Origin of the sequence: Paenibacillus kribbensis (assembly GCF_001705305.1) — a bacterium.
GTDB classification, from domain to species: domain Bacteria; phylum Bacillota; class Bacilli; order Paenibacillales; family Paenibacillaceae; genus Paenibacillus; species Paenibacillus kribbensis_B.
The window spans coordinates 350,469-372,422 of sequence record NZ_MCBP01000004.1 but is presented as its reverse complement, the minus strand read 5'-3'; the positions used below and the strand labels follow the sequence as shown (position 1 = coordinate 372,422).

The window sequence follows — 21,954 nt, the reverse complement described above, 5'->3', positions numbered from 1 at the left end:
GCCTGCATAGGCGAGAAACACACTCCTATATTATCATTATTTGTCACAAATTGCACGTGAAAAGTGTGCAAATTTCCGAGAAATTTTCATACAATCTGATCTGTTAACGGCTCATTGGATGTTCCAAATCTACATGTCCCATTAAGGACTCCAGAGCTTGCCCATCAACGAGCAAATCCAGTGTTTTGATTTCCTTGAACTGGAACATCGTTTTCTTCAAGGCATCAATCGCCAATTCCTCGCCACCTGCACCCAAACGTGCTTCGTCCGGCAAAGAAATGTCAAAGGTTAATGCTCCGTTATCCAATTTGATCTTATGCACGGAAATTTTATCCGACCACAGCGGTACTAGAGCGGAATTCCCACTTTTTTGCAGAGCTTCAAACGCCTTTTGGTATTTTTCCAGCTCGCTCGGGTAGGTAATTTCCTTTTTCTCTTCTTTTAAGCCAGTCTCTTGAGTATCGGTGTAGTACACTGTGATCTGCTGCGTTTGGTGATCTCCTGATTTTCCTGTTTCCGTCTTGGTTTTTGTAGGTTCCGTTGACGGGGATGCAGGGGTCTGAGACGCCCCGTTATTGTCAGCAGACTGAGCCGATGAATCAGGAGTCGTTTGCCCAGGCGTACTATTTGGCGCAGCAGGTGTTTGTGTTTCTTGAGTCGGAGCTGCCGGAGCAGCTGTCTGCTTGGAGGCACAGCCTGCGCCTGCTATAGCAAACAGTGCCAGCAGACCTGCGATTACGATTTTCTTGTTCATATGTCCCCCTCCTTGCTTGACGTTAGCAAGCGATTTGTTGAAGATTTATTTTACACCAAGATACTCTGTGATGCCATCTGCAATCCCCTGAGCTACCCGGTTTTGAAAATCTTCATCAAACAGTGTGGCTTCCTCTTTTGCATTACTCAAATATCCTACCTCAAGCAAAACGGCTGGCATAGTCGTTTCCCGAATCACATGGAAATTGCCATAACGAATGCCCCGGTCTGTCAGACCCGTTGCAGGAGCAAAGTACTTATGCATAACGTCCGCGAACGCTTTGCTGGCACTCCGCTGGTAATACGTCTCTGTACCGTTGGAAGCTGAACTGCCGCTGCTGTTAGCATGAATGGACACAAATACGTTAGCGTTGAGATTTTCAGCCACTTTTACCCGCTGTTTAAGCTCCAGGAATGTGTCGTCGCTGCGCGTCAATACGACCTCAAGCTTGGGATTCTGCTTTAAAATGCTTTCCACTTTCAACGCCATAGCCAGGTTAAAGGTCTTCTCATAATTTTTTCTTGAAACCCCAACTGCTCCAGAATCTTTTGCTCCATGACCCGCATCAATAACAACGACCTTTTTGCCATTACTGTTCACTGGTGATGTCTGTGTATCATCTGGTAATGAACCATCTGGCAGCGTAGAGTCAGGCGTTGTATTAATTGAATCCTTGGATGCCAAATCGACGATGACATGATTGGATCCATCATTGTATGCAGTGTAGTTCATGGCATGTTTCAAATCAATAACAACACGGACCGTTGAAGGCTCCTTTTGGAACAAGGCATAACGGATACCGGACACATCCGCTTCATTCTGAATGTCCAGTGAACCATTCAAGGTGTTATCCAGCTTCTGCTGATCTCCAAAATTGTCAGCAAACGCAGTTGCTGGCAAATCCACAACAACCCGGTCAGGAGCTGTCATCGTAAACGCTTTTGGCTTGACTGTACTCGCAGTTGTGATGGTTAAACGATTTTGGCTGAAACTGATTTCCTGCACTGGCGTAACACCTGTACTGGCATTATTAGCTGGTGTAGTTACACTTCCTGTACTAGAACTGTTATTCCCGGATTTCGGAGGTGTAAACTCCCCGTTCCCAGACCCGCTGCTGCGGGTATATAATTTTACGGACTTGGAGCTGCTGTCCCATTTTACGTCCAGTCCCATTTGCTCCCCGATAAAACGAAGCGGTACAAGGGCATAATTGGAACGCAGCAGAGGCGAAGCATCCAGACTAATGTCGCTTCCATTGACAGTCGCCGTCTTGCTTCCGATGTTCATTCGGATCGAGGTACTGTCCTTCTCAATCGTTATGGTTCGCGCCTGCTGCTTCCATGTCACGTCATATCCTAAATTTTCAGAAATTACGCGTAGCGGAACCATTGTGCTTCCGCCTATCACTTGTGCCTTAGCACCACTAGGGACACTTAACTGTTGATCGTCGAGATAGATTTGCGTTCCACTCGAAGCCGCATGTCCATAACCCGGAACCGCCCACATGAAGACAAATAATAACAACAAAAAACCAAATTTCTTCATTCGTCACCCTTCCATTCATATTTTTTTTGCCACATGCTCCGGTGCGGCGACCTGATATACGCGCTTATGTAATATCAGACAACCTTTTAGACGTTATCCCACACCAAAAGTTGCGAATATATTCCATCATATCAGAAATATACGTGCCTAAGAACTATTTTTGTCGAATTATGACTAAAAAAATAGTCCTTTCGCTTTCCGTCAAAAGTCATCGTCGAAAAAATAGAAAAAGCTGCTTTTCACCTCCATGAATTTCCATAAAAGTGGAAAACAGCTCTTTTTTTAACCCTCTTAATTAATCACTTAGTTAAGCGATTCTGTTGTCACCGTTTCCGTTCCTAAATACTCTTTTAATCCATCGACAATACCTTGTGCAATCCTCTCCTGTGTTTCTTCTGTAAACATGGCTGCTTCATCAGACGGATTGCTCAGATAGCCGCATTCCAGCAGCACGGCCGGCATTTGCGATTTTCTTGTTACCAAATGGTTTGCCATCTTAATATTGTTATCTTTAAAACCGGTAGCCGCTACAAGATGCTTGTGCATCGTCGTTGCCAGATTCAAGCTTTCCTGACGTGCATAATAGGTTTCAGAGCCATTCGCTTTTCCGTTATTGGAGGCTGGCATACTGTTGCCATGGATGGAAACAAACACGCTCGCCTGTTGATCATTCGCCAGTTGGGCACGTTCATCGAGCGTCGGATACGTATCTTCATCTCGGGTCATTACGACCTGAAATGAAGGGTCATTTTGCAAAAGCTGCTGAACCTTTAAGGCTACAGCCAATGTAAACTCCTTCTCGCGTCGTCCAGTCACACTGGCTGCTCCAGGGTCCTTGCCACCATGTCCAGGATCAATTACAACAATTTGCCGTCCTTCGACATGAGTCGGTGTGACCACCGGATTCTCACTACGCTCACGCAATTGGAGGGTGATTTCACCCGTGCTATTTGTTGAAAGCTCGTAATCACGTGCTTGATTCAAAGCAATGACGACACGAACGCCCCCATTTTGTCCGTCAGCGGGAGCAAATCTGATTTCCTGTATGCCGTCGGTACCGTCACTATTCGTCAGTAACCGTGAGCCATCGCCACGAACCGGAAACGGTTGGGAAAACCCGGATGACAGCGCCGCTCCCGGTAAATCCACCACAATGCGGTCAGGCTCCGTCATTTTGAACACTTTGGGGGTTGCTGTTTTATTCAGAGAAATCTTTAATGCATCATGTTCAAAAGTGAGATCTTGCACAAGCAGCGTATTTGCTTTTGACTGCTCTGTATTCTGCTGTTTGGACGGTGAAAGTACAGTCTCCGTACGCTTGTCTGCTTCAGCGGCATTTGTCGTTGTTGTCGTCGCAGACGTTTTCTGTTTGCTCGACGTATTCTGTGTCGACGTTTTCTGAGATTCAGCCTGTTGATCTGTCTGCGGAGTTGTCGTCTTTTGACTGAGATTTACGGATTTACTTTTATTATTCCAATCTACTTTTAGTCCCATTTGCTCCCCGACAAAACGCAACGGAACCATCGTCGAGTTGCCACGCAGCACAGGAGGCGCATCCAGACTAACTGTTTTACCATTCACATCAGCCGATGTGCGGCCTACATACATAGCCATATCCGTGCTGTTTTTTTGAATTGAAATTTTATAGGCTTGTGGCTCCCACTTGAACTGATATCCAAGCTGCTCCCCAACCACTCGAAGTGGTACCATGACTTTGCCATTGACCATTTCAGGCCTGGCATCCGCCGGTGCTTCCACTCTTTTACCATCCAGAAACAAATCTGCTCCTGCCGCATTCGCATGAGGGAAGGACGGCCACAACCAGATCAAGATCGCCGCCAATATCACCCAACCGTATTTCTTCATCCTCATTCCCCTAACTTATATATGTAATATTTTTTGTGCTCCTGCATAGGTATCCTGCATAGGTATAGTCCTCAACCATTTTACATTTACAATACCATGCCCAGTCGAGCCGTCAACCCCTTATTTACCAATTTAATTTTAAAAATAACAAAAGCCCGCAGGCAAAAGAATTGCCAATACGGGCTTTCTGTTCACATTATGATTATGCGCCTTGCTTGGCAGCACGTTTTTGTTCATAAGCCAGAATTTCAGCCTCATGCTGAAGCGTCAAGCCAATGTCATCCAGACCTTGCAGCAGGAATTGACGACGGTGCTCATCCAGATCGAAATCAATATGCAGGCCATAATCATCAGTAATTGTTTTTTCGTTCAAATCAACGTTCAATTGGTAGTTATCATGCTTCGCCGTGCGCTGAAATAAATCCTCTACTTGCTCTTCAGACAGCTTGATCGGCAGAATACCGTTTTTAAAACAGTTATTGTAGAAGATATCCGCAAAAGATGGTGCGATTACGCTACGAAACCCATAGTCCATAATCGCCCACGGCGCATGCTCACGGGAGGAGCCGCAGCCAAAGTTGGCGCGAGAAATCAGCACAGATGCCCCTGCATAGCGAGGCTTGTTCGGTTCAAATTCAGGATTGATATTGCCCGCCTCATCAAAACGCCACTCATAAAACAGAAACTGTCCAAAGCCTGTGCGCTCGATTCGTTTCAAGAACTGCTTAGGAATAATAGCATCTGTATCCACGTTCACCCGATCCACAGGCGCTACGATTCCTTTTAATGTTGTGAATGCTTCCATCGTAAATTCCTCCTCTGTATCCTAGCGGACTACTGCTTCCTGCTTGAATTTCCAATCCCGTACATCGACAAAACGTCCATGAATCGCCGCAGCGGCTGCCATTGCCGGAGATACGAGGTGAGTCCGTCCTCCACGTCCCTGACGACCTTCAAAGTTACGGTTAGAGGTGGATGCACAACGCTGTCCCGGTTGGAGCACGTCCGGATTCATCGCAAGACACATGCTGCATCCCGCTTCACGCCACTCGAATCCTGCTTCCTTGAAAATAACGTCCAGTCCTTCTTCTTCTGCCTGAATTTTCACACGACCTGAGCCTGGTACGACGATTGCCGTTACTCTGTCAGATACCTGGTAGCCTTTGGCAACCTCGGCCGCAGCTCGTAAATCTTCAATCCGTCCGTTGGTGCAGGAACCGATAAACACATAATCAATCGCAATATCCGTGATCGGTGTACCTGGCTTCAAATCCATATATTCAAGCGCTTTTTCAGCCGCTTTACGTTCGTTTTCTGTCGGCAATTCTGCCGGAATGGGTACATTCGAAGAAATATCTGTACCCATACCTGGGCTGGTGCCCCAAGTCACTTGTGGAATTAAAGAATCCACGTCAAACTCCAGCACAACATCAAACTCGGCGCCTTCATCTGTAACAAGCTCTTTCCACTCAGCAACTGCCTGCTCGAAAGCAGCTCCTTGCGGTACATGCTCACGTGCACGCAAGTAATTGAAGGTCGTTTCATCTGGTGCAATCATTCCTGCTCTAGCTCCGCCCTCAATGGACATGTTACACACCGTCATACGCTCTTCCATGCTCAATTCACGGATGGATTCACCTGTGTATTCAATAACATAGCCTGTAGCGAAATCTGTGCCGTATTTGGCGATGACACCCAAAATCATATCTTTTGCTGTTACACCCGGTTTGCGGCGGCCTACAAAACGAACTTCCATCGTTTTTGCCTTCGCCTGCTGGAGACATTGCGTTGCCAGTACGTGCTCTACCTCGCTTGTTCCGATACCAAAAGCAAGTGCCCCAAACGCACCGTGTGTGGAGGTATGGCTGTCACCACAAACAATCGTTTTCCCCGGATGAGTCAGACCAAGTTCAGGCCCCATAACGTGAACGACACCTTGATCAATGGTATCCAGATCATACAGTGTAACACCGAAATCGCGGCAATTTTGAGTTAACGTATCAATCTGCTGTTTGGAAATCGGGTCCGTAATATTGTAGCGATCAAACGTCGGTACGTTATGATCCATTGTCGCAAACGTAAGCTCTGGACGACGCACCTTGCGTCCGCTGAGGCGAAGTCCCTCAAACGCCTGCGGCGAGGTTACCTCATGTACCAAGTGAAGATCAATGTACAAAATACTCGGCTTTCCCGCTTCCTGATAGATGACATGGTTATCCCAAATTTTCTCGAACATGGTCTTTTTACTCATCAACATTCACCCCTGTGTTTTTCGAACTAGTGGAGAGAAGCTATACGGCTCTCTTTTGAATGTCAACAATATACCACGACATGTTTGATTGGTCTAAGATATGATATCTATAAAAGTGATAGCTTTAACCTATAAGCATGCTTGGAATGTTATGAGGAGGGGGATGAGGTCGGTATCCTTCCCCATCTCCAGTATTTCCATCATACCTATGGCATGAGGGATTCTACCATTTACCGTTGCGTACCCTTCAAAATGGTGGTAATGCCCACCACCTGCCAATTGAATTGCTGGTCCTGTTGTTCCTATAATGATGTTCGTATGTTGATCGTTAAATGATGTTCCTGCATATCAGTGCATGATTTCTTTCTTATTTACCTTAATACCTGATAAAGATTGATCAAACATATCAAGAATAAAAAGGAACCGCTCAGCCTCGCGAAATACATGATCGGCCAATAAAGGATGAATAATGCTTTTTATTCGGCATTCATCAATTAAATCACGCGCCGTTTTCTTAAAATCACGCAAGGATTTAACAGAGACACGGTTTTCATCAACAAATTGACTCAGGAGCGGAACGGTTTGCGACTGTGGTCGCATATTACTTAAATCAATCGCTTGAAACATCAACATATCGAAATCATTACTGAATTCCCTTGCTTGTTCGACCAGTTTGCGCTCAGAAGGATCAAGCAAATGACCTATAAATTTCGAGTGATCGGCCATAATCTTCAAGAAAAAGACATTCTCATCAATAATAGCATCGGGCAGTGGTTCAAGCCTTCCCGAATTGAGCTCCTCCAAACGGTTTCTGAAATAATTCGCTTCCCGGCTTACATGATCTACCAATAAGGGGAAATTTGTTTGTCCAGGAAGTTTACATTGCAATATAAGCCCCAAAACCATTCTCTTAAACGCCCAAATATTAGTCGCAGCATTCCTGACCTCTGTATTAAATTCTTTTATTGTGTGCGGGTCTGTATCGTTATTAAACTCGTGTGATCTCCTCTCAATCCCCTCAAAAATAGCGTGAAACTGATTGGCTTCTTGAATAAGTCGGGTATCTTCAGCTCTAAAGCCTAATCCCAAGAAAAATGAATGCTCCTTCATAATCCTCGACCAGAATCGTATCTCATCTAACGAGCGGGCAACAAAGGCATCCAATCATATCCCTCCTCTGCAGCAAAACATTTAATTAAGGATATGGAATATATCTTGGCATAATACCTGAATTTTTAAGTGAGCAAGCTTATTAGAGTTGAATACTTTATAAACTATAAGGACTGAGAATGACCACCTATAGCAAAAAGCTTCCACTAAATCCCCAGCACGCCTGTCTCCAATCTAACCCATGTAAAATTTTGGTTTGGTGTAATGAATTTCACATCTTTCCGGGTCAACCTGTTCTACCATAGAAGGGTGATACGCCGTGCTGGGCAGACCACTTTGGACAGGACGCTGGTTCTGTCCAAAACCAGCTACACAGGCTGTCCGGCACGCGCGGCAAGTACGCTTTTATTTTGATTCGAAGCGGAGTGTCCAGATGTGAATACCGAATGGGAGTACCGTGAGCGCATAAGGAAGCTAGCCGTATGCATTGTTAAGCATTACCGGGGAAAAGGTCCGGATAACGTCAAGGTTTCACTGGATTCGCCGCTCCGAATTACGGTAGAAATTTTAGGCACCTTATCCAACCTGTCTGAAATTCTCGTTCATGAAGGGGCCGAGGACAAGGTCAGGGAGTATTGGAGCGTTCTTCGTCCTTATCTGGAAAAGGAGTTTATGAGCGAAGCGGAAAAAACACTCGGCAGTCCCTTCACTTACACCTGGGAGATCTGCCCCTCCGTCCATGGAGAAGGACACATTATCATTACTCTTGAACTACAACATATACACCGGTTGGATTAGCGGGAAGGAGCTTGTCTCCTCGCTCGCGGATAAGCCAGTACAGGATGCAGCGTAAAGCGGCATTTTTGTATTGGCTTTTTTCGTATTACGAGTTTCATCTATTTCATATAAAAAGAGGTGCTGCACACATGGCAGACAAGGTATTAACGGTATGTCCCTACTGCGGAAGCGGTTGTCAGCTTCATTTGCTGGTGGACAAGGGGCAGGTAATTGGCGCAGAGCCAGCTGGTGGCCGTACAAATGAAGGAACACTGTGTCTGAAAGGACACTATGGCTGGGATTTTCTGAATGACCCACAGATTCTGACTGCGCGCTTGCGCAAGCCCATGATTCGCAAAAATGGGGTCATGGAGGAAGTGGAGTGGGAAGAAGCCATTCAATATACTGCCGAACGGCTGTCAGCAATTAAGGAAAAATACGGACCCGACTCCATTATGGGGACGGGCTCTGCACGCGGTCCGGGAAACGAAGCCAATTATGTCATGCAAAAGTTCATGCGGGCGGTCATTGGCACAAACAATATTGACCATTGCGCTCGTGTGTGCCACGGCCCTTCTGTGGCAGGCTTGACTTACTCCCTCGGGGATGGGGCCATGTCCAACTCGATTCCTGAAATTGAACACTCTGATCTTCTTTTCGTGTTTGGATATAATGCACCCGAAACGCATCCGATCGTCGCCAGACGCATTGTAGCTGCCAAGCAAAGAGGTGCCAAAATTATTGTATGCGATCCGCGCATGACTGAAACTGGACGCATTTCAGATATGTGGCTGCCTCTAAAAGGCGGCTCGAACATGGCTTTGGTCAACGCTTTTGGTCATGTGCTTGTGCATGAAGAACTGTACGACAAACGGTATGTGGAAGCAAATACTGAGGGCTTTGCCGAGTATGTGGACAGTATTCAAAAATATACTCCCGAATATGCGGAAGGCATTACGGGAGTCAAGGCGGCTGACATCCGGGCGGCTATGAGGGAATATGCCAAGGCCCCTACCGCTACCATTCTGTACGGAATGGGCGTATGTCAATTTTCACAGGCTGTTGACGTGGTGAAGGGACTCGCTTCCCTTGCCCTGTTGACCGGGAATCTGGGCAAGCCGAATGTGGGCATCGGACCAGTACGTGGACAAAACAATGTACAGGGCTCCTGTGACATGGGCGCATTGCCGAATGTGTATCCTGGCTATCAGGATGTAACGGATAATGCGGTTCGCAAAAAGTTTGAAAAAGCATGGGGTGTCGAGCAGCTGCCGCGTAAAAAAGGATATTCCCTTACAGAGGTACCGCACCTCATCCTGAAGGAGAACAAGCTGAAAGCTTACTATATTTTCGGCGAGGACCCTGTACAAAGTGATCCAAACGCCGCCGAGCTGCGTGAAGCGTTGGAGCAACTGGAATTTGTCGTGGTACAGGATATCTTCATGAATAAAACGGCGCTGCACGCCGATGTCATCCTCCCTTCTACTGCCTGGGGCGAGCATGACGGTGTATATTCCTCGGCAGACCGTGGCTTTCAGCGCATCCGTAAGGCCGTCGAGCCACAGGGCGATGTCAAGCCGGACTGGGCTATTATTAGCGAAGTGGCTACTGCCATGGGCTACCCTATGTCCTATGCAAATACAGAGGAAATTTGGGATGAAATGCGCAGCCTCTGCCCATTATTCGCCGGTGCCAGCTACCAGAAAATGGAGGAGCAAGGCGGCGTGCAATGGCCCTGCCCTACAGAGGATCATCCTGGTACTCCGTATTTGTACAAAGGCAATCAATTTTCCACGCCTAGTGGCAAAGGCCGTCTATTCGCCTGCGAATGGCGTCCACCTCAAGAACAGCCGGATGCCAAGTATCCGCTTGTCTTGTCTACCGTTCGCGAGGTAGGACATTATTCCGTACGTACCATGACCGGGAATTGCCGTGCGCTGCGCCAGCTGGCTGATGAGCCGGGCTTTATTCAGATTAGCCCGCAAGACGCAGCGGGTCTGAACATTCTCGATGGCGAAATTGTCGCCATATCCTCCCGCCGGGGGCGCATTATGGCACGGGCACAAGTCAGTGACCGCGTGCAGCAAGGTGCGACCTACATGACCTATCACTGGTGGGTTGGAGCCTGTAACGAGCTGACCGCCGATTTTCTCGATCCGGTATCCAAGACCCCGGAATTAAAATATTGCGCCATTCGGCTGGAACGGATTGCCGACCAAGCGCAGGCCGAACGCGATGTACATGAATCGTATCAGCGGATTCGCAGACAGATGAACGTCCATGAAGCCGTTTTGGCTGATAAGGTGACAAGATGAGCGGCGCACGAAACACACTGCACCGTCCTAAGAGCAGAATGGGCGCAGCCGATAGAACAAACGCTGTCGCCTCCTCCTTCGTAGTCGCAGACGGTGGGCAATGTATTGGCTGCAAAGCCTGTGAACTGGCGTGCTTCGCCGTTCACAGTCAGGCGGGCGGCGTAGGCGCATCGGTCGGAACCGTCAGCGTGCCTGTCGTACCCAAAGTATATGTGGTACGCACCGGAGATGCGTATGTGCCTGTGCAATGCCGGCATTGTGAAAATGCCCCTTGTGCGCATGCCTGTCCGGTGCAGGCCATTCGTCAGGAGGACGGTGTGGTCATGATTGATGAGGAGCGATGCATCGGCTGTACCTCCTGTGTTTTGGCCTGCCCCTTCGGGGCCATTGAGGTAACTCCGGTCTATCGGGCAGGACGCGTTGTAACGCAATCCGGCTTGACTCGCCATGCAAATCGGACCGCCCTCCCCCGCACCGCTGCAAGCAAATGTGATTTGTGCGCAGAAACAGCAGACGGACAGCCCGCCTGTGTAGAGGCCTGCCCAAATCAGGTGCTACGACTGGCCAAGGGCGCAGTCGACTCGCCTCCAGAGCGTCGGCGGGAAGTCTTTTTTCCACGCTTGTAAGGCCAAAATCAGCCGCAGAAAGGTAGAATACCATGTCAACGACAACAGACAAGAGCTCGTCCCCTCCTTGTATGGAGGCGACTGATTCTGATTGTACAGTCCCTGTCATTCATATCGACCCTACGTTATGCACTGGCTGCAGACGCTGTGCGGGAGTTTGCCCGGTAGGTGCCATTGAGGGGCTGCCGGGAGAACCGCAAACCGTGAATGCTGACCGCTGCGTTTTTTGCGGTCAATGTGTACAAATATGCAGTGTATACGCATCAGATTGGGCGGATGCATCTCCACAGGAAGCCGCCATCAGACGGCAAGCACGTATGTGTGAACGCGATATGCCTGCCGACATCGGCGAACCGCTATTTGCTGCCTATTATAGCTACAGCCTGAATAAGGTAACTGACATGATGAAGAAACCAGGACAGCTTCGGATCGTTCAATGCGCTCCAGCCATTCGCGTGTCACTCGCAGAGGAATTTGGTATGCCGTTCGGTACCTTGACGCCTGGCAAAATGGCCGCTGCCCTTCGCCGCCTCGGCTTCGATCGGGTATATGATACGAATTTCGGAGCTGACGTAACTATCATGGAGGAAGGCACCGAGCTGATTCGCCGCGTGACCGAGGGTGGACCGTTACCGATGTTCACATCCTGCTGTCCGGCATGGGTTCGTTTTGCCGAGATTGAATATCCCGATCTGCTGGACCATCTATCCAGTTGCAAATCGCCAATGCAAATGGTGGGAGCGCTGGTCAAGACTTATGGTGCACAGCTGGACGAGGTAGAGCCAGCGAATATTTACAGCGTCGCGATCATGCCATGTACCTGTAAACAATTTGAATGCGATCGTCCCGAAATGGAATCCGACGGTTACCGTGATGTGGATGAGGTGCTGACAACGCGTGAGCTTGCATACTGGATCAAGCAGCACGGAATTGATTTTATGAACCTGCCTGATGAAGAATTCGATTCACCGTTAGGAAAATATTCAGGTGCCGGCACTATTTTTGGTGTGACTGGAGGGGTAATGGAGGCTGCTATCCGTACAGGTTACGAGCTGCTGACGAATGAGAAGCTGCCGAAGCTCCAGCTGGATTTTGTACGTGGCGAAGAAGGTATTCGAGTAGCCGAAGTTCAGGTGGGCGAGCTGCAGCTCAAGGTGGCGGTCGTCGCTGGGCTGCAACATGCCTATCAGCTGCTGGATCGTGTGCAGGCGGGCGAATGTGACTATCATTTTATCGAGGTCATGGGCTGTCCTGCTGGATGTATCAGCGGAGGAGGGCAACCCAAGCTCATGTTGGAAAAACAAAAAATTGAGGCTTATCGTGCGCGTAAATCATCCATCTATGGGCATGATGCTGCATCTCAGGTGCGCAAATCGCATGAGAACCCTTTTATCATCAAGCTTTATGATGAATTTTTGGGTGAGCCGCTTGGTCATGTATCGCACCATCTGCTGCACACAACCTTCCACAAACGCGGACCCGGCAGACAGAGCCGCAGCAGTGATGTTTCCACCAATGGGAATAACGATTACTCCCTTCATTAAGTTCGGTATACACATAAGAATATATAAGTTGAACTCGAAAGAAACACATTAAAACGGAGTAGCCGGAATGGTGCAGTAGAGATTATATTTTGTCGTTAGTTAGAGAGGAGTCGAATTTGTATGAATCGCTTTGTTTTAGCTGATCCCGATCAGTGTATCGGCTGTCGCACCTGTGAAATCGCATGTGTCATCGCACATTCAGCGGATAATCCTTTTATCTCGCCGGATGACGAGTTTCATTTTCACCCTCGTCTGAAGGTTATCAAATCATATGGAGTCACCGCACCCGTTCAGTGCCGTCACTGTGAGGATGCCCCATGCGCCAACGCTTGTCCGAACGGCTCTATTACGAATGCAGACGGCTGTATTCTTATTAACAGCGAAAGCTGTATTGGCTGTAAAACCTGTATGATCGCCTGCCCTTACGGCGCAATTACTATGGTCCCTCAATATAGAGATGGGCAGCCTGTCGTGCAAGACGGACTGTATACCAATATGTCAGGACGTTTGCAGCCCAAAGAACGCATGATTGCCAGCAAATGTGATCTGTGCGAAGGTGTAGACGGCGGTCCGGCCTGCATTGGGAAATGTCCAACACAAGCCCTCAAGCTGGTGGAGCCAGATCTGGTTCATGCCCGGGTTGAGGAAAAACGGGCTGCAAGTGCGCGTCAGCTGCTGCATATGACACGCATTCCGGCGACAGGTCTATGACCTCATCTTCTCCTCTGGTCAAAGATACGCGAACCGAGCGGGATGCACTAGGAGACATGGAAATTCCTGCGGATGCCTTGTACGGTATTCACACCGCACGCGCGATGAACAATTTTGCTGTCAGTGGCAGGCCTGTGAACCAAAAACTGATTCAAGCGATTGTGCTGGTCAAAAAAGCAGCCGCTCAAGTGAACGGTGAACAGAAACGACTTCCTGCTCACCGTGCTGCTGCCATTATAAATGCCTGCGACGAATTACTCGCCGGACGGTATCAAAATATGTTCACCGTCGACGCCCTGCAAGGCGGCGCAGGCACCAGTACCCATATGAATGTGAATGAAGTCATTGCTAATCTGGCCATCGTACAGCTCGGAGGCCAGCCCGGACAATACGAGTTTGTACATCCGCTAGATGATGTCAACTGCTGCCAGTCTACGAATGATGTCTATCCGACAGCGCTGCGAATTGCAGCGATACGGTTGCTTCGGCCTTTATGTGACACCATGTCTTCGTTACAGGAGGCTTTGCAGCATAAAGAAACGGAATATGCCGACCTGCTCAAGCTGGGCCGTACACAGCTGATGGATGCCCTGCCCATGATGGCCGGGCAAGGCTTCGGCGCCTACGCCAAGGCCATCGCACGTGACCGCTGGCGGCTCTACAAAGCCGAAGAACGGCTGCGGGAAATCCCTATTGGCGGCACGGCCATTGGCACAGGTATGAATGCGCCTCGCGCTTACAGCTATCGAATGGTGGAAAAGCTGGCGGACGAGACTGGCCTGGGGCTCTGTCGCAGCGATCATCCTATGGACCCGATTCAGAATATGGATGTCTTCGTAGAGGTATCGGGTCTGCTCAAATCCGCCGCTGTAAACCTGCTCAAAATATCTGGCGATTTTCGTCTGCTGGCCTCTGGTCCTTTTGGTGGTATCGGGGAATACACGCTGCCTCCGGTTCAGGCCGGCTCGTCTATCATGCCGGGGAAGGTCAACCCGGTAATGGCTGAAATGGCCGGAGTGACCGCGATGCGCGTGATGGCGGAGGATGCGGCTATTACGATGGCGGCTGCCTCCGGACAGCTGGAGCTGAATGCGTTCCTGCCGCTGATTTGCGAATCGTTGCTGGAATCGCTGCATATTCTCAGCAATGCCGTTCGTCTGTTCGAGGAACGGTGTGTGCGCGGTCTGGTCGTACATGAGGAACGCTGCGCTGCAAATCTGCGCAACTCAGCTGTGATGGCTTCCGCGCTGGTCGCGGAGCTTGGCTACGATGAAGCTGCCTCTATTGCATCAGCAGCTATTGCACAGGGTCGCACACCAGAGGATATTGCAGAGGAGCGCGGTCTACTGACACGCTCACGGATTGAGCAATTGTGCCATCCCTATACCGTAACCAAGCCCGGAATTCCCGGGCAGGAAGAAGGAACTCACCATGGGAATGAATGATACCCCTCGTAGCAACCGACCACATATCGTCCTGCTCGGTCGCCGCAACGCAGGCAAATCCAGTATTCTGAATGCCCTGACGGGTCAGTCCTTGGCTGTGGTATCTCCTATAGGGGGAACAACCACGGACCCGGTTTTTAAGCCGATGGAGCTACTCCCTGCGGGACCTATTGTTCTGGTGGATACCGCCGGACTGGACGATGAGGGTGAGATCGGGGCGCTGCGTCGTGACAAAACGCTACAAATACTAAACAGTACAGATTTGGCGCTGTTGGTTGTCGACGCTACGGTCGGAGTCAGTTCCTTCGAGCTTGAACTGCTCGACAAGCTCCGCACCAAAAAGATTCCCGTCATCGGGGTATTAAACAAAGTAGATACCCTAAGTGAATCCGAACAAATGACCTCAGCGCTGGAAGCTAAGCTGGATCTCACCCTGATTCCTTTCAGTGCCTCTATGCTCTGGGGAGATACGGAACTGAAAAAGGCTATCACCAGTACGCTTCCCCACAACGACGATCGTTTTCGCATTGTCGGTGACCTGCTGTCACCCGGCGATGTTGTCGTGCTGGTCGTTCCCATCGACAAAGCTGCACCAAAGGGACGATTGATTCTGCCGCAGCAGCAGACGATCCGCGATACGCTGGAAAGCGATGCCATCGCAGTCGTGACCAAAGAGCATGAATTACGGTTGACGTTGGAACGACTGGGAAGCAAGCCTCGCTTGGTCATTACCGATTCACAGGTTTTTATGAAGGTAGCGGCAGACACGCCCAAGGATGTGCCCCTTACCTCCTTTTCCATCCTGTTCGCCCGTCATAAAGGCGATCTTGACGAACTGGTACGAGGTGCAAGAGCTATTGACCGTCTCAAGGATGGGGACCGTGTACTCATTGCCGAGGCCTGTACGCACCAGTGCCAATCTGACGATATCGGCCGGGTGAAAATCCCCCGCTGGCTCCGTCAAACGTTAGGCAAGCGCCTCATTATCGAGCATGCATCTGGCCCCAGCTTTCCTGACGATCTAAGCGAGTATGCACTGGTTATTCATTGCGGTGCCTGCATGCTCAATCGGCGTACGATGCTTCATCGAATGTCGGAAACAAAAGCCGCAGGGGTGCCGATTGTGAACTATGGTGTTTTTATCGCTTATGTACAGGGAGTCTTTCCCCGTGCTATTGAATGCTTTCCATCTGCATTGCTGGCTTGGGAGCACGCCTTGGAGCCAACAGCTATTGCTGAAAGATCCCATCATTAATGTTTTTTCTTTCTACACACAAAAGCAGTCGCGCTGATCCCCAACGCAACTGCTTTTTACTTTCCGTTCTATTAGCTAAAAATACAAATCGCGCTCGCCTGCTTCCAGCCGTTCCAGCCGGTCAAGCGTCAAACGACGCGTCGATTGACGTGGAATACGCTCCAGATTCTCTCGCAGGGCGGCGGCTCCCAGCTCACGTGCCTCTTCATCCCCATAATCCAGCAGATATTCCTGAAAGGTCAGCAGCGAATTCGGCTGGCACACATTGTGAATTTGTCCGGATTTGGCAAGCTCCATGAAGCGATCTCCGGTCCGTCCCTCACGGTAGCAAGCTGTACAGTAGCTCGGCATATATCCGCCACGGCACAGACTTTTGATAATTTCGACCGGTGAACGATGATCCCCGACCTCGAACTGAGGCTTGTCATCTGCCTCTTGTCTTGCATATGCTCCAACACCGGTAGCAGAACCAGCACTGATTTGCGATACACCCAAACCAATAACACGGTCCCTGAATTCAGACTCCTCACGCGTAGACAGGATCATTCCCGCATAAGGTACAGCCAGCCGTAGAACCGCTACAATTTTCATAAAATCCTCGTCACTCACCAGATACGGATAGCGTTCCGGGTCCACATTTTCAGCCGGACGAAGTCGGGGAACAGACACCGTGTGAGGGCCGCAGCCAAACACTTCTTCCAGATGCTCAGCATGCTTAAGCATCGCTACCGTTTCATAGCGGAAATCGTACAAACCGTACAACACACCGATCCCCACATCATCTATGCCTGCACGCATAGCTCGGTCCATGGCGGTCGTATGCCAATCATAGTCCCGTTTTGGTCCTTGCAGATGATATTTGCGATAGCTTTCGCGATGATACGTTTCCTGGAACAAAATATACGTACCGATCCCGACCTCCACAAGCTTCCGGTAATCCTCCTCCGTCGTTGCGGCAATATTAACATTAACCCGCCGGATGCTCCCGTTGTCCACCTTTATATCGTAGATCTGACGCAAACAATCGACGATATAATCAATAGAACAATGGACCGGGTCCTCTCCCGCTTCCAGTGCAAGCCGTTTGTGCCCCATTTCCTGTAGCACCCTAACCTCCTCGGCCAGTTCCTCCGGTGTCAGGCGGCTGCGGGTAAAGCTGTCATTGGTATGCTTATAGCCACAGTATTCGCAGTTATTAACGCAGTGGTTGCTAACATATAGTGGAGCGAACAGCACAATCCGGTTGCCATAAATCTGCTCTTTAACCGCACGCGATGATCTGAACATCTCTTCCAATAATTCAGGATCTTCTACATGCAAAAGAGCCGCCGCTTCACTCGCATTCAGTCCCCGGCAGGCTCTCCCTTTTTCTAAAATTTCTAAAATCCGATTTCGATCTGTCGCCTCTTGCTTCCCCTGTTCCACGGCCGCCATAATCTCTGCTTCATTAATAAAATCCGCCGACACTTTCTCCCGTACTCCACTCACGTATACCCATCTCCTTATTTATGGTTACTGCAATGTTTCCGTCATAGTCTCTCTAGATTTCCTGACTCTCGAACTGTCGCTGGGCCTTTAAGCTGTCCCCTCGTCCCATATCCACCTCAAACCCGGCTCCACGGATTCGCAGCTCCAGGCAATGTCGGCATTGAGCAGACTCATCGCCCAAGCATATTTTATTTTCATAAATCGCATACTTGGGTCTCACCGCCAGCGGGGACAGATTGGGCATAACCACATTCGCCCCTGCCTGAAGGGCCTTTTCCCTGCCTTGGGGATGAATGGTCCCCATCGCCGTAGACGCCGGAATGAGCGCATCCGGAACAACCAATCGGGACAACGAAATCATATCCAGTGCCTTTTCCATACTCCCCTGGCTGGCATCCCGGAGCGGCGTGTTGCTATGCGGTAAAAAAGGGCCAATTCCGATCATATCCGGGTTCAGGCTATGCAGATAGACCAGATCGTCTGCCAGCTCACTGTTGGTTTGTCCCGGCAGCCCCACCATACATCCGGCCCCAATCTGATAGCCAATTCGCTGCAGTGCCAGTAGACGGCTGCGCCTGCTTTCCATTGTCATGGTTGGATGCAGCTTGGCGTACAATTGAGGCGAGGCTGTTTCATGACGCAGCAAAAAACGGTCTGCTCCCGCCTCGTATAATAGCTCATACGTTTCATCATCCCGTTCACCAATAGACAGTGTAACCGCCACATCCGCAAAACGGCTTTTAATGTCCCGAATCAGTTTCGTCAATCGGGCTGTCGTAAACCAGCTGTCTTCACCGCTTTGCAGTACAAACGTCCGATAGCCCAATTCATATCCCTCTGCACAGCAAGCCAGAATTTCTTCCGGCCTCAATCGGTAGCGGTCTGCCTGTTTGTTGGAAGCGCGCAGCCCACAGTACATGCAATCCTGGCGACATATACTGGAGAATTCAATTAATCCCCGTAAAAAAACACCCTTGCCATAACGCTCCATTTTGGTGCGAGCTGCCAGCTCTTGTAATTGAGCCCGCACAATCGGATCTTCATCCAGACGTGTCAGCAGCCCTGTCATTTCCGTATGCGTCCATTTCTTGCCGTCAGCCAGACGCAGTAATAATTCGTCCGTGGCTCATCCCTTCTTCCCTCGTCCATCCGGACTTCACTTCGTCAGCAGCTTGTATCGTACATGTATAATTCTAGCAACATTAGTGGAGATATAACGTGACTAGTTTCACAAAATATCCCATTTTCTAAGTTCCAGCTCCGCTCTTTGCCTCAAAAAATACATAATTGCCTAAGCACAAAAAGCAGCAGCACAAAAAGAGACACAAAAGAGCTGTCTCCTCCTTTTAGGGAAGAAACAGCTCTTGTCGAACGTTATGTTTATTTTATTGAATCAAATCAATCGCCTGCTGTGGTACAAAATAATCAACACCGTTAAACACAACCACACCGTTGAGCGTGGAATCTTTACCATTAAGCGTAGCGATGTTTTTGTATACAGGAAGCTCCAGCTTGTTGCTGCCCTTGGTCACGGTAATGACTTTCGTATCCGCAGTGAACTTGGCTCCTTTAGCTTCAAAAGCGGCTTTCGCAGGTACAAACAACTGCTTGCTGACCGTATCCAAATCCAGTCCGAGGACACGTGTCATGTATTTATTGACATCCGTGTTGTCGATGACACCAGATGGACGGTCTCCGTTTGGCGCATACGTGTACAACACGACATCACCACCTGTATGCCCCCCTGTCGTCCAGCCAATATTCGCACGCTTACTGATCATCGGCCCGACAGCATAGTTCATGCTGCCTTCTTTGGCATCCTTAATGGTTTTTACTTCTTCGTCCGTCAAATCCGTAATGCCGAAATACGTCGACAGCACTTCTTTAATGTTACTGCGGTCTGCATTCAGCTTGGCTTCCAATCCTTCACCCGTCAGCTTCGCTTTTTTCAGCGGATCAATAAAGGAAGCTAAAGGCGTTTTGTCGTAATTGCTAGTCGTATTGCTGCTGCCGATCGTCAATCCGCCGTTTCCGTGGTCTGTTACGGCTACAACAACCGTATTTTGGTTCTGTTTGGCGTAGTCCAAAGCGACCTTCACCGCATCGTCAAACGAAAGCACATCACTGATAATACCCGTTGGGTCGTTTGCATGTGCTGCCCAGTCCACTTTACTGCCTTCGACCATCAAAAAGAAGCCTTTATCGTTTTTGGACAGCACATCAATCGCTTTCGTTGTCATTTCTGCCAGACTAGGTTCCTTCGAAGCATCCCGATCCAGATCGTATGCAAGGGCTTCTGGAGCGAAGCTGCCCCAGAGCTTGCTAGAGGTTGATTTCTTTAAGCCTTCAGGTGTTGTGGCAAAGTCATAGCCCTGGTCTTTAATTTGAGCAACCAAATCCTGCCCATCCTTACGTTCGGATGCTTCCAGGAACTTGCCCCCGCCACCTAGCACAACATCAACACCGTTATAGACTTGCTGCATACTGAGTGCATCATAGTTTTTACGGTCAGGGTAATGTGCGGTAAAATCTGCCGGAGTGGCGTGCATAATCTCCGAAGTCGCAATGATCCCGGTCGATTTGCCTGCCAGCTTGGAAGCCTCAAGGATGGAGGCTACAGGCTTTTTGGCATCACCTGCTGCAATGGCCTGCTCTCCGGGCATGGTCGCTTCATCAGGCAGGACGCCTACATAGCCGGTATGAGATTTATGTCCTGTGGCAAAAGCAGTCCCCGCCGGAGCGGAATCTGCAATCGGCGCATCTGCAGAATGTGTACGAACCATCCCGCTGGCCATGCTATCGAGCGTTAAGGAAGAGCCTTTATACCATCTGGCCAGTGCAGTGGCGTCATTAGCCATTCCATCGGGAATGAGAATAATTACATTTTTAATCGACGTGTCTTTCTCGGCCGCCATCACCGTACCACCGCTAACCGCTAACATCATCGTTGCTACCAGTGCAGCTACCGATTTTTTTGTATGTATTCCCCAACATTTTAGCATTCATTTTCCTCCCAGACACTTTATTGTCTAACCAGAACTAAGATTAATTGTATTTTGTAAGGAGAATGTCAAGAGAGCTGTCTATCTATATTAAAAGTCTTGTTTGTGAAAAAAAACGCTTCATCTATATAACAGTTGTGACACATGAAAAGGATTGGGAGTGGGAATTTAATTTTAATATTGTATAATCAATCTATGATGTAATAGGTGAATCTTATAAGAAAAGGAGCCCAAAATTCGATGGAATTCAGACAGCTTCAATACACCCTGCAAATTGCGGCGGAAAAGAACTTCTCGCGCGCAGCAGAAAAGCTGCATATTGCTCAGCCTTCGCTGAGCCAGCAATTGTCCAAATTGGAAAAGGAACTCGGGGTGCTGTTATTTCAACGCAATACAAGCACGGTGGAATTAACACATGCAGGCGCAAGCTTTGTAGAAAAAGCCAAAAAAATCGTCGATGCGGTCGAGCAGCTCCGGCAGGAAATGGACGATATTTCCCAGCTCCGCAAAGGGAAGGTCGTCGTTGGCAGCATGCCGATTACGGGCTCTCATTTGCTGCCGCATGTGTTGCCTATATTCAAAAAGGCTCATCCCGACATTGAAATCGTGCTGGTCGAGGATTCATCCATGAATCTGGAGAAAAAAACCGCCAGTGGAGATACCGACCTCAGCCTATTGTCTCTCCCTTTGGTAGAACCTACACTCTCTTATGTGCCTATCGGTGAAGAATGGATTGATCTCGCCGTTCCCCCAGGTCACCCCCTAGCCCTGCGTAAAAACGGTGATCAGCCGCAGCCTGTGCATATGGAGGAGCTAAAAGACGAACCTTTTGTCGTCCTGAAAAAAGGGCAGGGCTTTCGCAAGCTGACGATGGATTTGTGCCATCAGGCGGGCTTTGAACCTCATGTGGTGTTTGAAAGCACCAACATGGAGACCCTCCAATCGCTCGTAGCGACAGGTATGGGGGTGACGCTCGTCCCCCGTTTTATCGCCCGGGCCGCCAGCAGCGAGTTCGTTCCGGCCTTATTGCCTCTGGCCGAACCGACGCCAAGCCGTACCTTAGCCATCGCTTACCGCAACGGACGTTACCTGTCCAAAGCTGCCGAAGCCTTTATTGATACTTTCCGGGAAACGGTCAAGCAGCTTTCTCAAAAGTAGCTGCGAATACGAAAAGGGCCGTCTTCCTTCCCGGCTAAAGCCAGAGAAGAAGACGGTCCTGTGTGATCCCAGAGTGCCTGTCCTCGCTTGGTCGTGATCAGGGTCGT

Annotated in this window: 17 protein-coding genes and 1 pseudogene; 8 read left to right on the top strand and 10 right to left on the bottom strand. The window is 49.4% G+C overall.

Annotated features, from left to right (window positions below; all coding sequences use genetic code 11):
• Positions 1-103 precede the first annotated feature (103 nt).
• From BAZ21_RS10380 to BAZ21_RS10355, 7 genes and pseudogenes are all read right to left on the bottom strand, one after another.
• A complete protein-coding gene (locus BAZ21_RS10380; protein WP_068499652.1) occupies positions 104-754 on the bottom strand; it encodes a GerMN domain-containing protein in 651 nt (216 codons plus the stop codon).
• A gap of 45 nt (positions 755-799) precedes the next feature.
• Positions 800-2,299 carry an N-acetylmuramoyl-L-alanine amidase family protein gene (locus BAZ21_RS10375; RefSeq protein WP_068499650.1) on the bottom strand — a complete coding sequence of 500 codons (1,500 nt, stop codon included), beginning with the start codon at positions 2,297-2,299 and terminating at the stop codon, positions 800-802.
• A gap of 303 nt (positions 2,300-2,602) precedes the next feature.
• On the bottom strand, positions 2,603-4,165 hold the full coding sequence (locus BAZ21_RS10370) for an N-acetylmuramoyl-L-alanine amidase family protein (protein ID WP_068499648.1): 1,563 nt from the start codon (positions 4,163-4,165) through the stop codon (positions 2,603-2,605).
• A gap of 202 nt (positions 4,166-4,367) precedes the next feature.
• Positions 4,368-4,970: a 3-isopropylmalate dehydratase small subunit gene (gene leuD, locus BAZ21_RS10365; protein ID WP_007430744.1), complete on the bottom strand. Its 603-nt coding sequence runs from the start codon at positions 4,968-4,970 to the stop codon at positions 4,368-4,370.
• A gap of 21 nt (positions 4,971-4,991) precedes the next feature.
• On the bottom strand, positions 4,992-6,416 hold the full coding sequence (gene leuC / locus BAZ21_RS10360) for a 3-isopropylmalate dehydratase large subunit (protein WP_068499646.1): 1,425 nt from the start codon (positions 6,414-6,416) through the stop codon (positions 4,992-4,994).
• A gap of 124 nt (positions 6,417-6,540) precedes the next feature.
• Positions 6,541-6,764: pseudogene (locus tag BAZ21_RS30200) on the bottom strand (hypothetical protein); the annotation flags it as partial.
• Positions 6,765-7,580, bottom strand: a complete 816-nt coding sequence (locus BAZ21_RS10355) for a DUF2935 domain-containing protein (protein WP_068499644.1) — start codon at positions 7,578-7,580, stop codon at positions 6,765-6,767.
• A gap of 381 nt (positions 7,581-7,961) precedes the next feature.
• Here BAZ21_RS10355 and BAZ21_RS10350 point away from each other — a divergent pair, with 381 nt between their 5' ends.
• The 7 genes from BAZ21_RS10350 to hydF all read left to right on the top strand — a co-directional run bounded on the left by BAZ21_RS10350 (position 7,962) and on the right by hydF (position 16,199).
• Entirely contained in the window at positions 7,962-8,324 is a 363-nt protein-coding gene (locus BAZ21_RS10350) for a DUF2294 domain-containing protein (protein ID WP_068499642.1), read from the top strand.
• A 128-nt stretch (positions 8,325-8,452) separates the two neighbouring features.
• Positions 8,453-10,618, top strand: a complete 2,166-nt coding sequence (gene fdhF / locus BAZ21_RS10345) for a formate dehydrogenase subunit alpha (protein ID WP_068499640.1) — start codon at positions 8,453-8,455, stop codon at positions 10,616-10,618.
• On the top strand, positions 10,615-11,244 hold the full coding sequence (locus BAZ21_RS10340) for a 4Fe-4S dicluster domain-containing protein (protein WP_068499638.1): 630 nt from the start codon (positions 10,615-10,617) through the stop codon (positions 11,242-11,244). Before fdhF ends, BAZ21_RS10340 begins: the two co-directional genes overlap by 4 nt.
• Positions 11,245-11,276: 32 nt before the next feature.
• The gene (locus BAZ21_RS10335; protein WP_256020434.1) at positions 11,277-12,788 is read left to right on the top strand and encodes a [FeFe] hydrogenase, group A; all 1,512 of its coding nucleotides are present in this window, start codon (positions 11,277-11,279) and stop codon (positions 12,786-12,788) included.
• Positions 12,789-12,908: 120 nt separating this feature from the next.
• Positions 12,909-13,499, top strand: coding sequence for a 4Fe-4S dicluster domain-containing protein (locus tag BAZ21_RS10330; RefSeq protein WP_068499635.1), 591 nt, complete (start codon positions 12,909-12,911; stop codon positions 13,497-13,499).
• Positions 13,496-14,944, top strand: coding sequence for an aspartate ammonia-lyase (locus BAZ21_RS10325; RefSeq protein WP_084011564.1), 1,449 nt, complete (start codon positions 13,496-13,498; stop codon positions 14,942-14,944). Before BAZ21_RS10330 ends, BAZ21_RS10325 begins: the two co-directional genes overlap by 4 nt.
• A complete protein-coding gene (gene hydF / locus BAZ21_RS10320; protein WP_068499629.1) occupies positions 14,931-16,199 on the top strand; it encodes a [FeFe] hydrogenase H-cluster maturation GTPase HydF in 1,269 nt (422 codons plus the stop codon). Before BAZ21_RS10325 ends, hydF begins: the two co-directional genes overlap by 14 nt.
• A gap of 75 nt (positions 16,200-16,274) precedes the next feature.
• On the opposite strand, the gene hydG is transcribed toward hydF, so the two are convergent.
• The 3 genes from hydG to BAZ21_RS10305 all read right to left on the bottom strand — a co-directional run bounded on the left by hydG (position 16,275) and on the right by BAZ21_RS10305 (position 20,689).
• On the bottom strand, positions 16,275-17,687 hold the full coding sequence (gene hydG / locus BAZ21_RS10315) for a [FeFe] hydrogenase H-cluster radical SAM maturase HydG (protein ID WP_068499627.1): 1,413 nt from the start codon (positions 17,685-17,687) through the stop codon (positions 16,275-16,277).
• Between the two features lie 52 nt (positions 17,688-17,739).
• Positions 17,740-18,789 (bottom strand): [FeFe] hydrogenase H-cluster radical SAM maturase HydE, encoded by a 1,050-nt coding sequence (gene hydE, locus BAZ21_RS10310; protein WP_256020539.1) that lies wholly within the window; start codon positions 18,787-18,789, stop codon positions 17,740-17,742.
• A gap of 283 nt (positions 18,790-19,072) precedes the next feature.
• Positions 19,073-20,689: an alkaline phosphatase gene (locus tag BAZ21_RS10305; RefSeq protein WP_068499624.1), complete on the bottom strand. Its 1,617-nt coding sequence runs from the start codon at positions 20,687-20,689 to the stop codon at positions 19,073-19,075.
• A 240-nt stretch (positions 20,690-20,929) separates the two neighbouring features.
• On the opposite strand from BAZ21_RS10305, the gene BAZ21_RS10300 reads away from it, so the two are divergent.
• The gene (locus BAZ21_RS10300) at positions 20,930-21,847 is read left to right on the top strand and encodes a LysR family transcriptional regulator (RefSeq protein ID WP_068499621.1); all 918 of its coding nucleotides are present in this window, start codon (positions 20,930-20,932) and stop codon (positions 21,845-21,847) included.
• Positions 21,848-21,954: the final 107 nt, after the last annotated feature.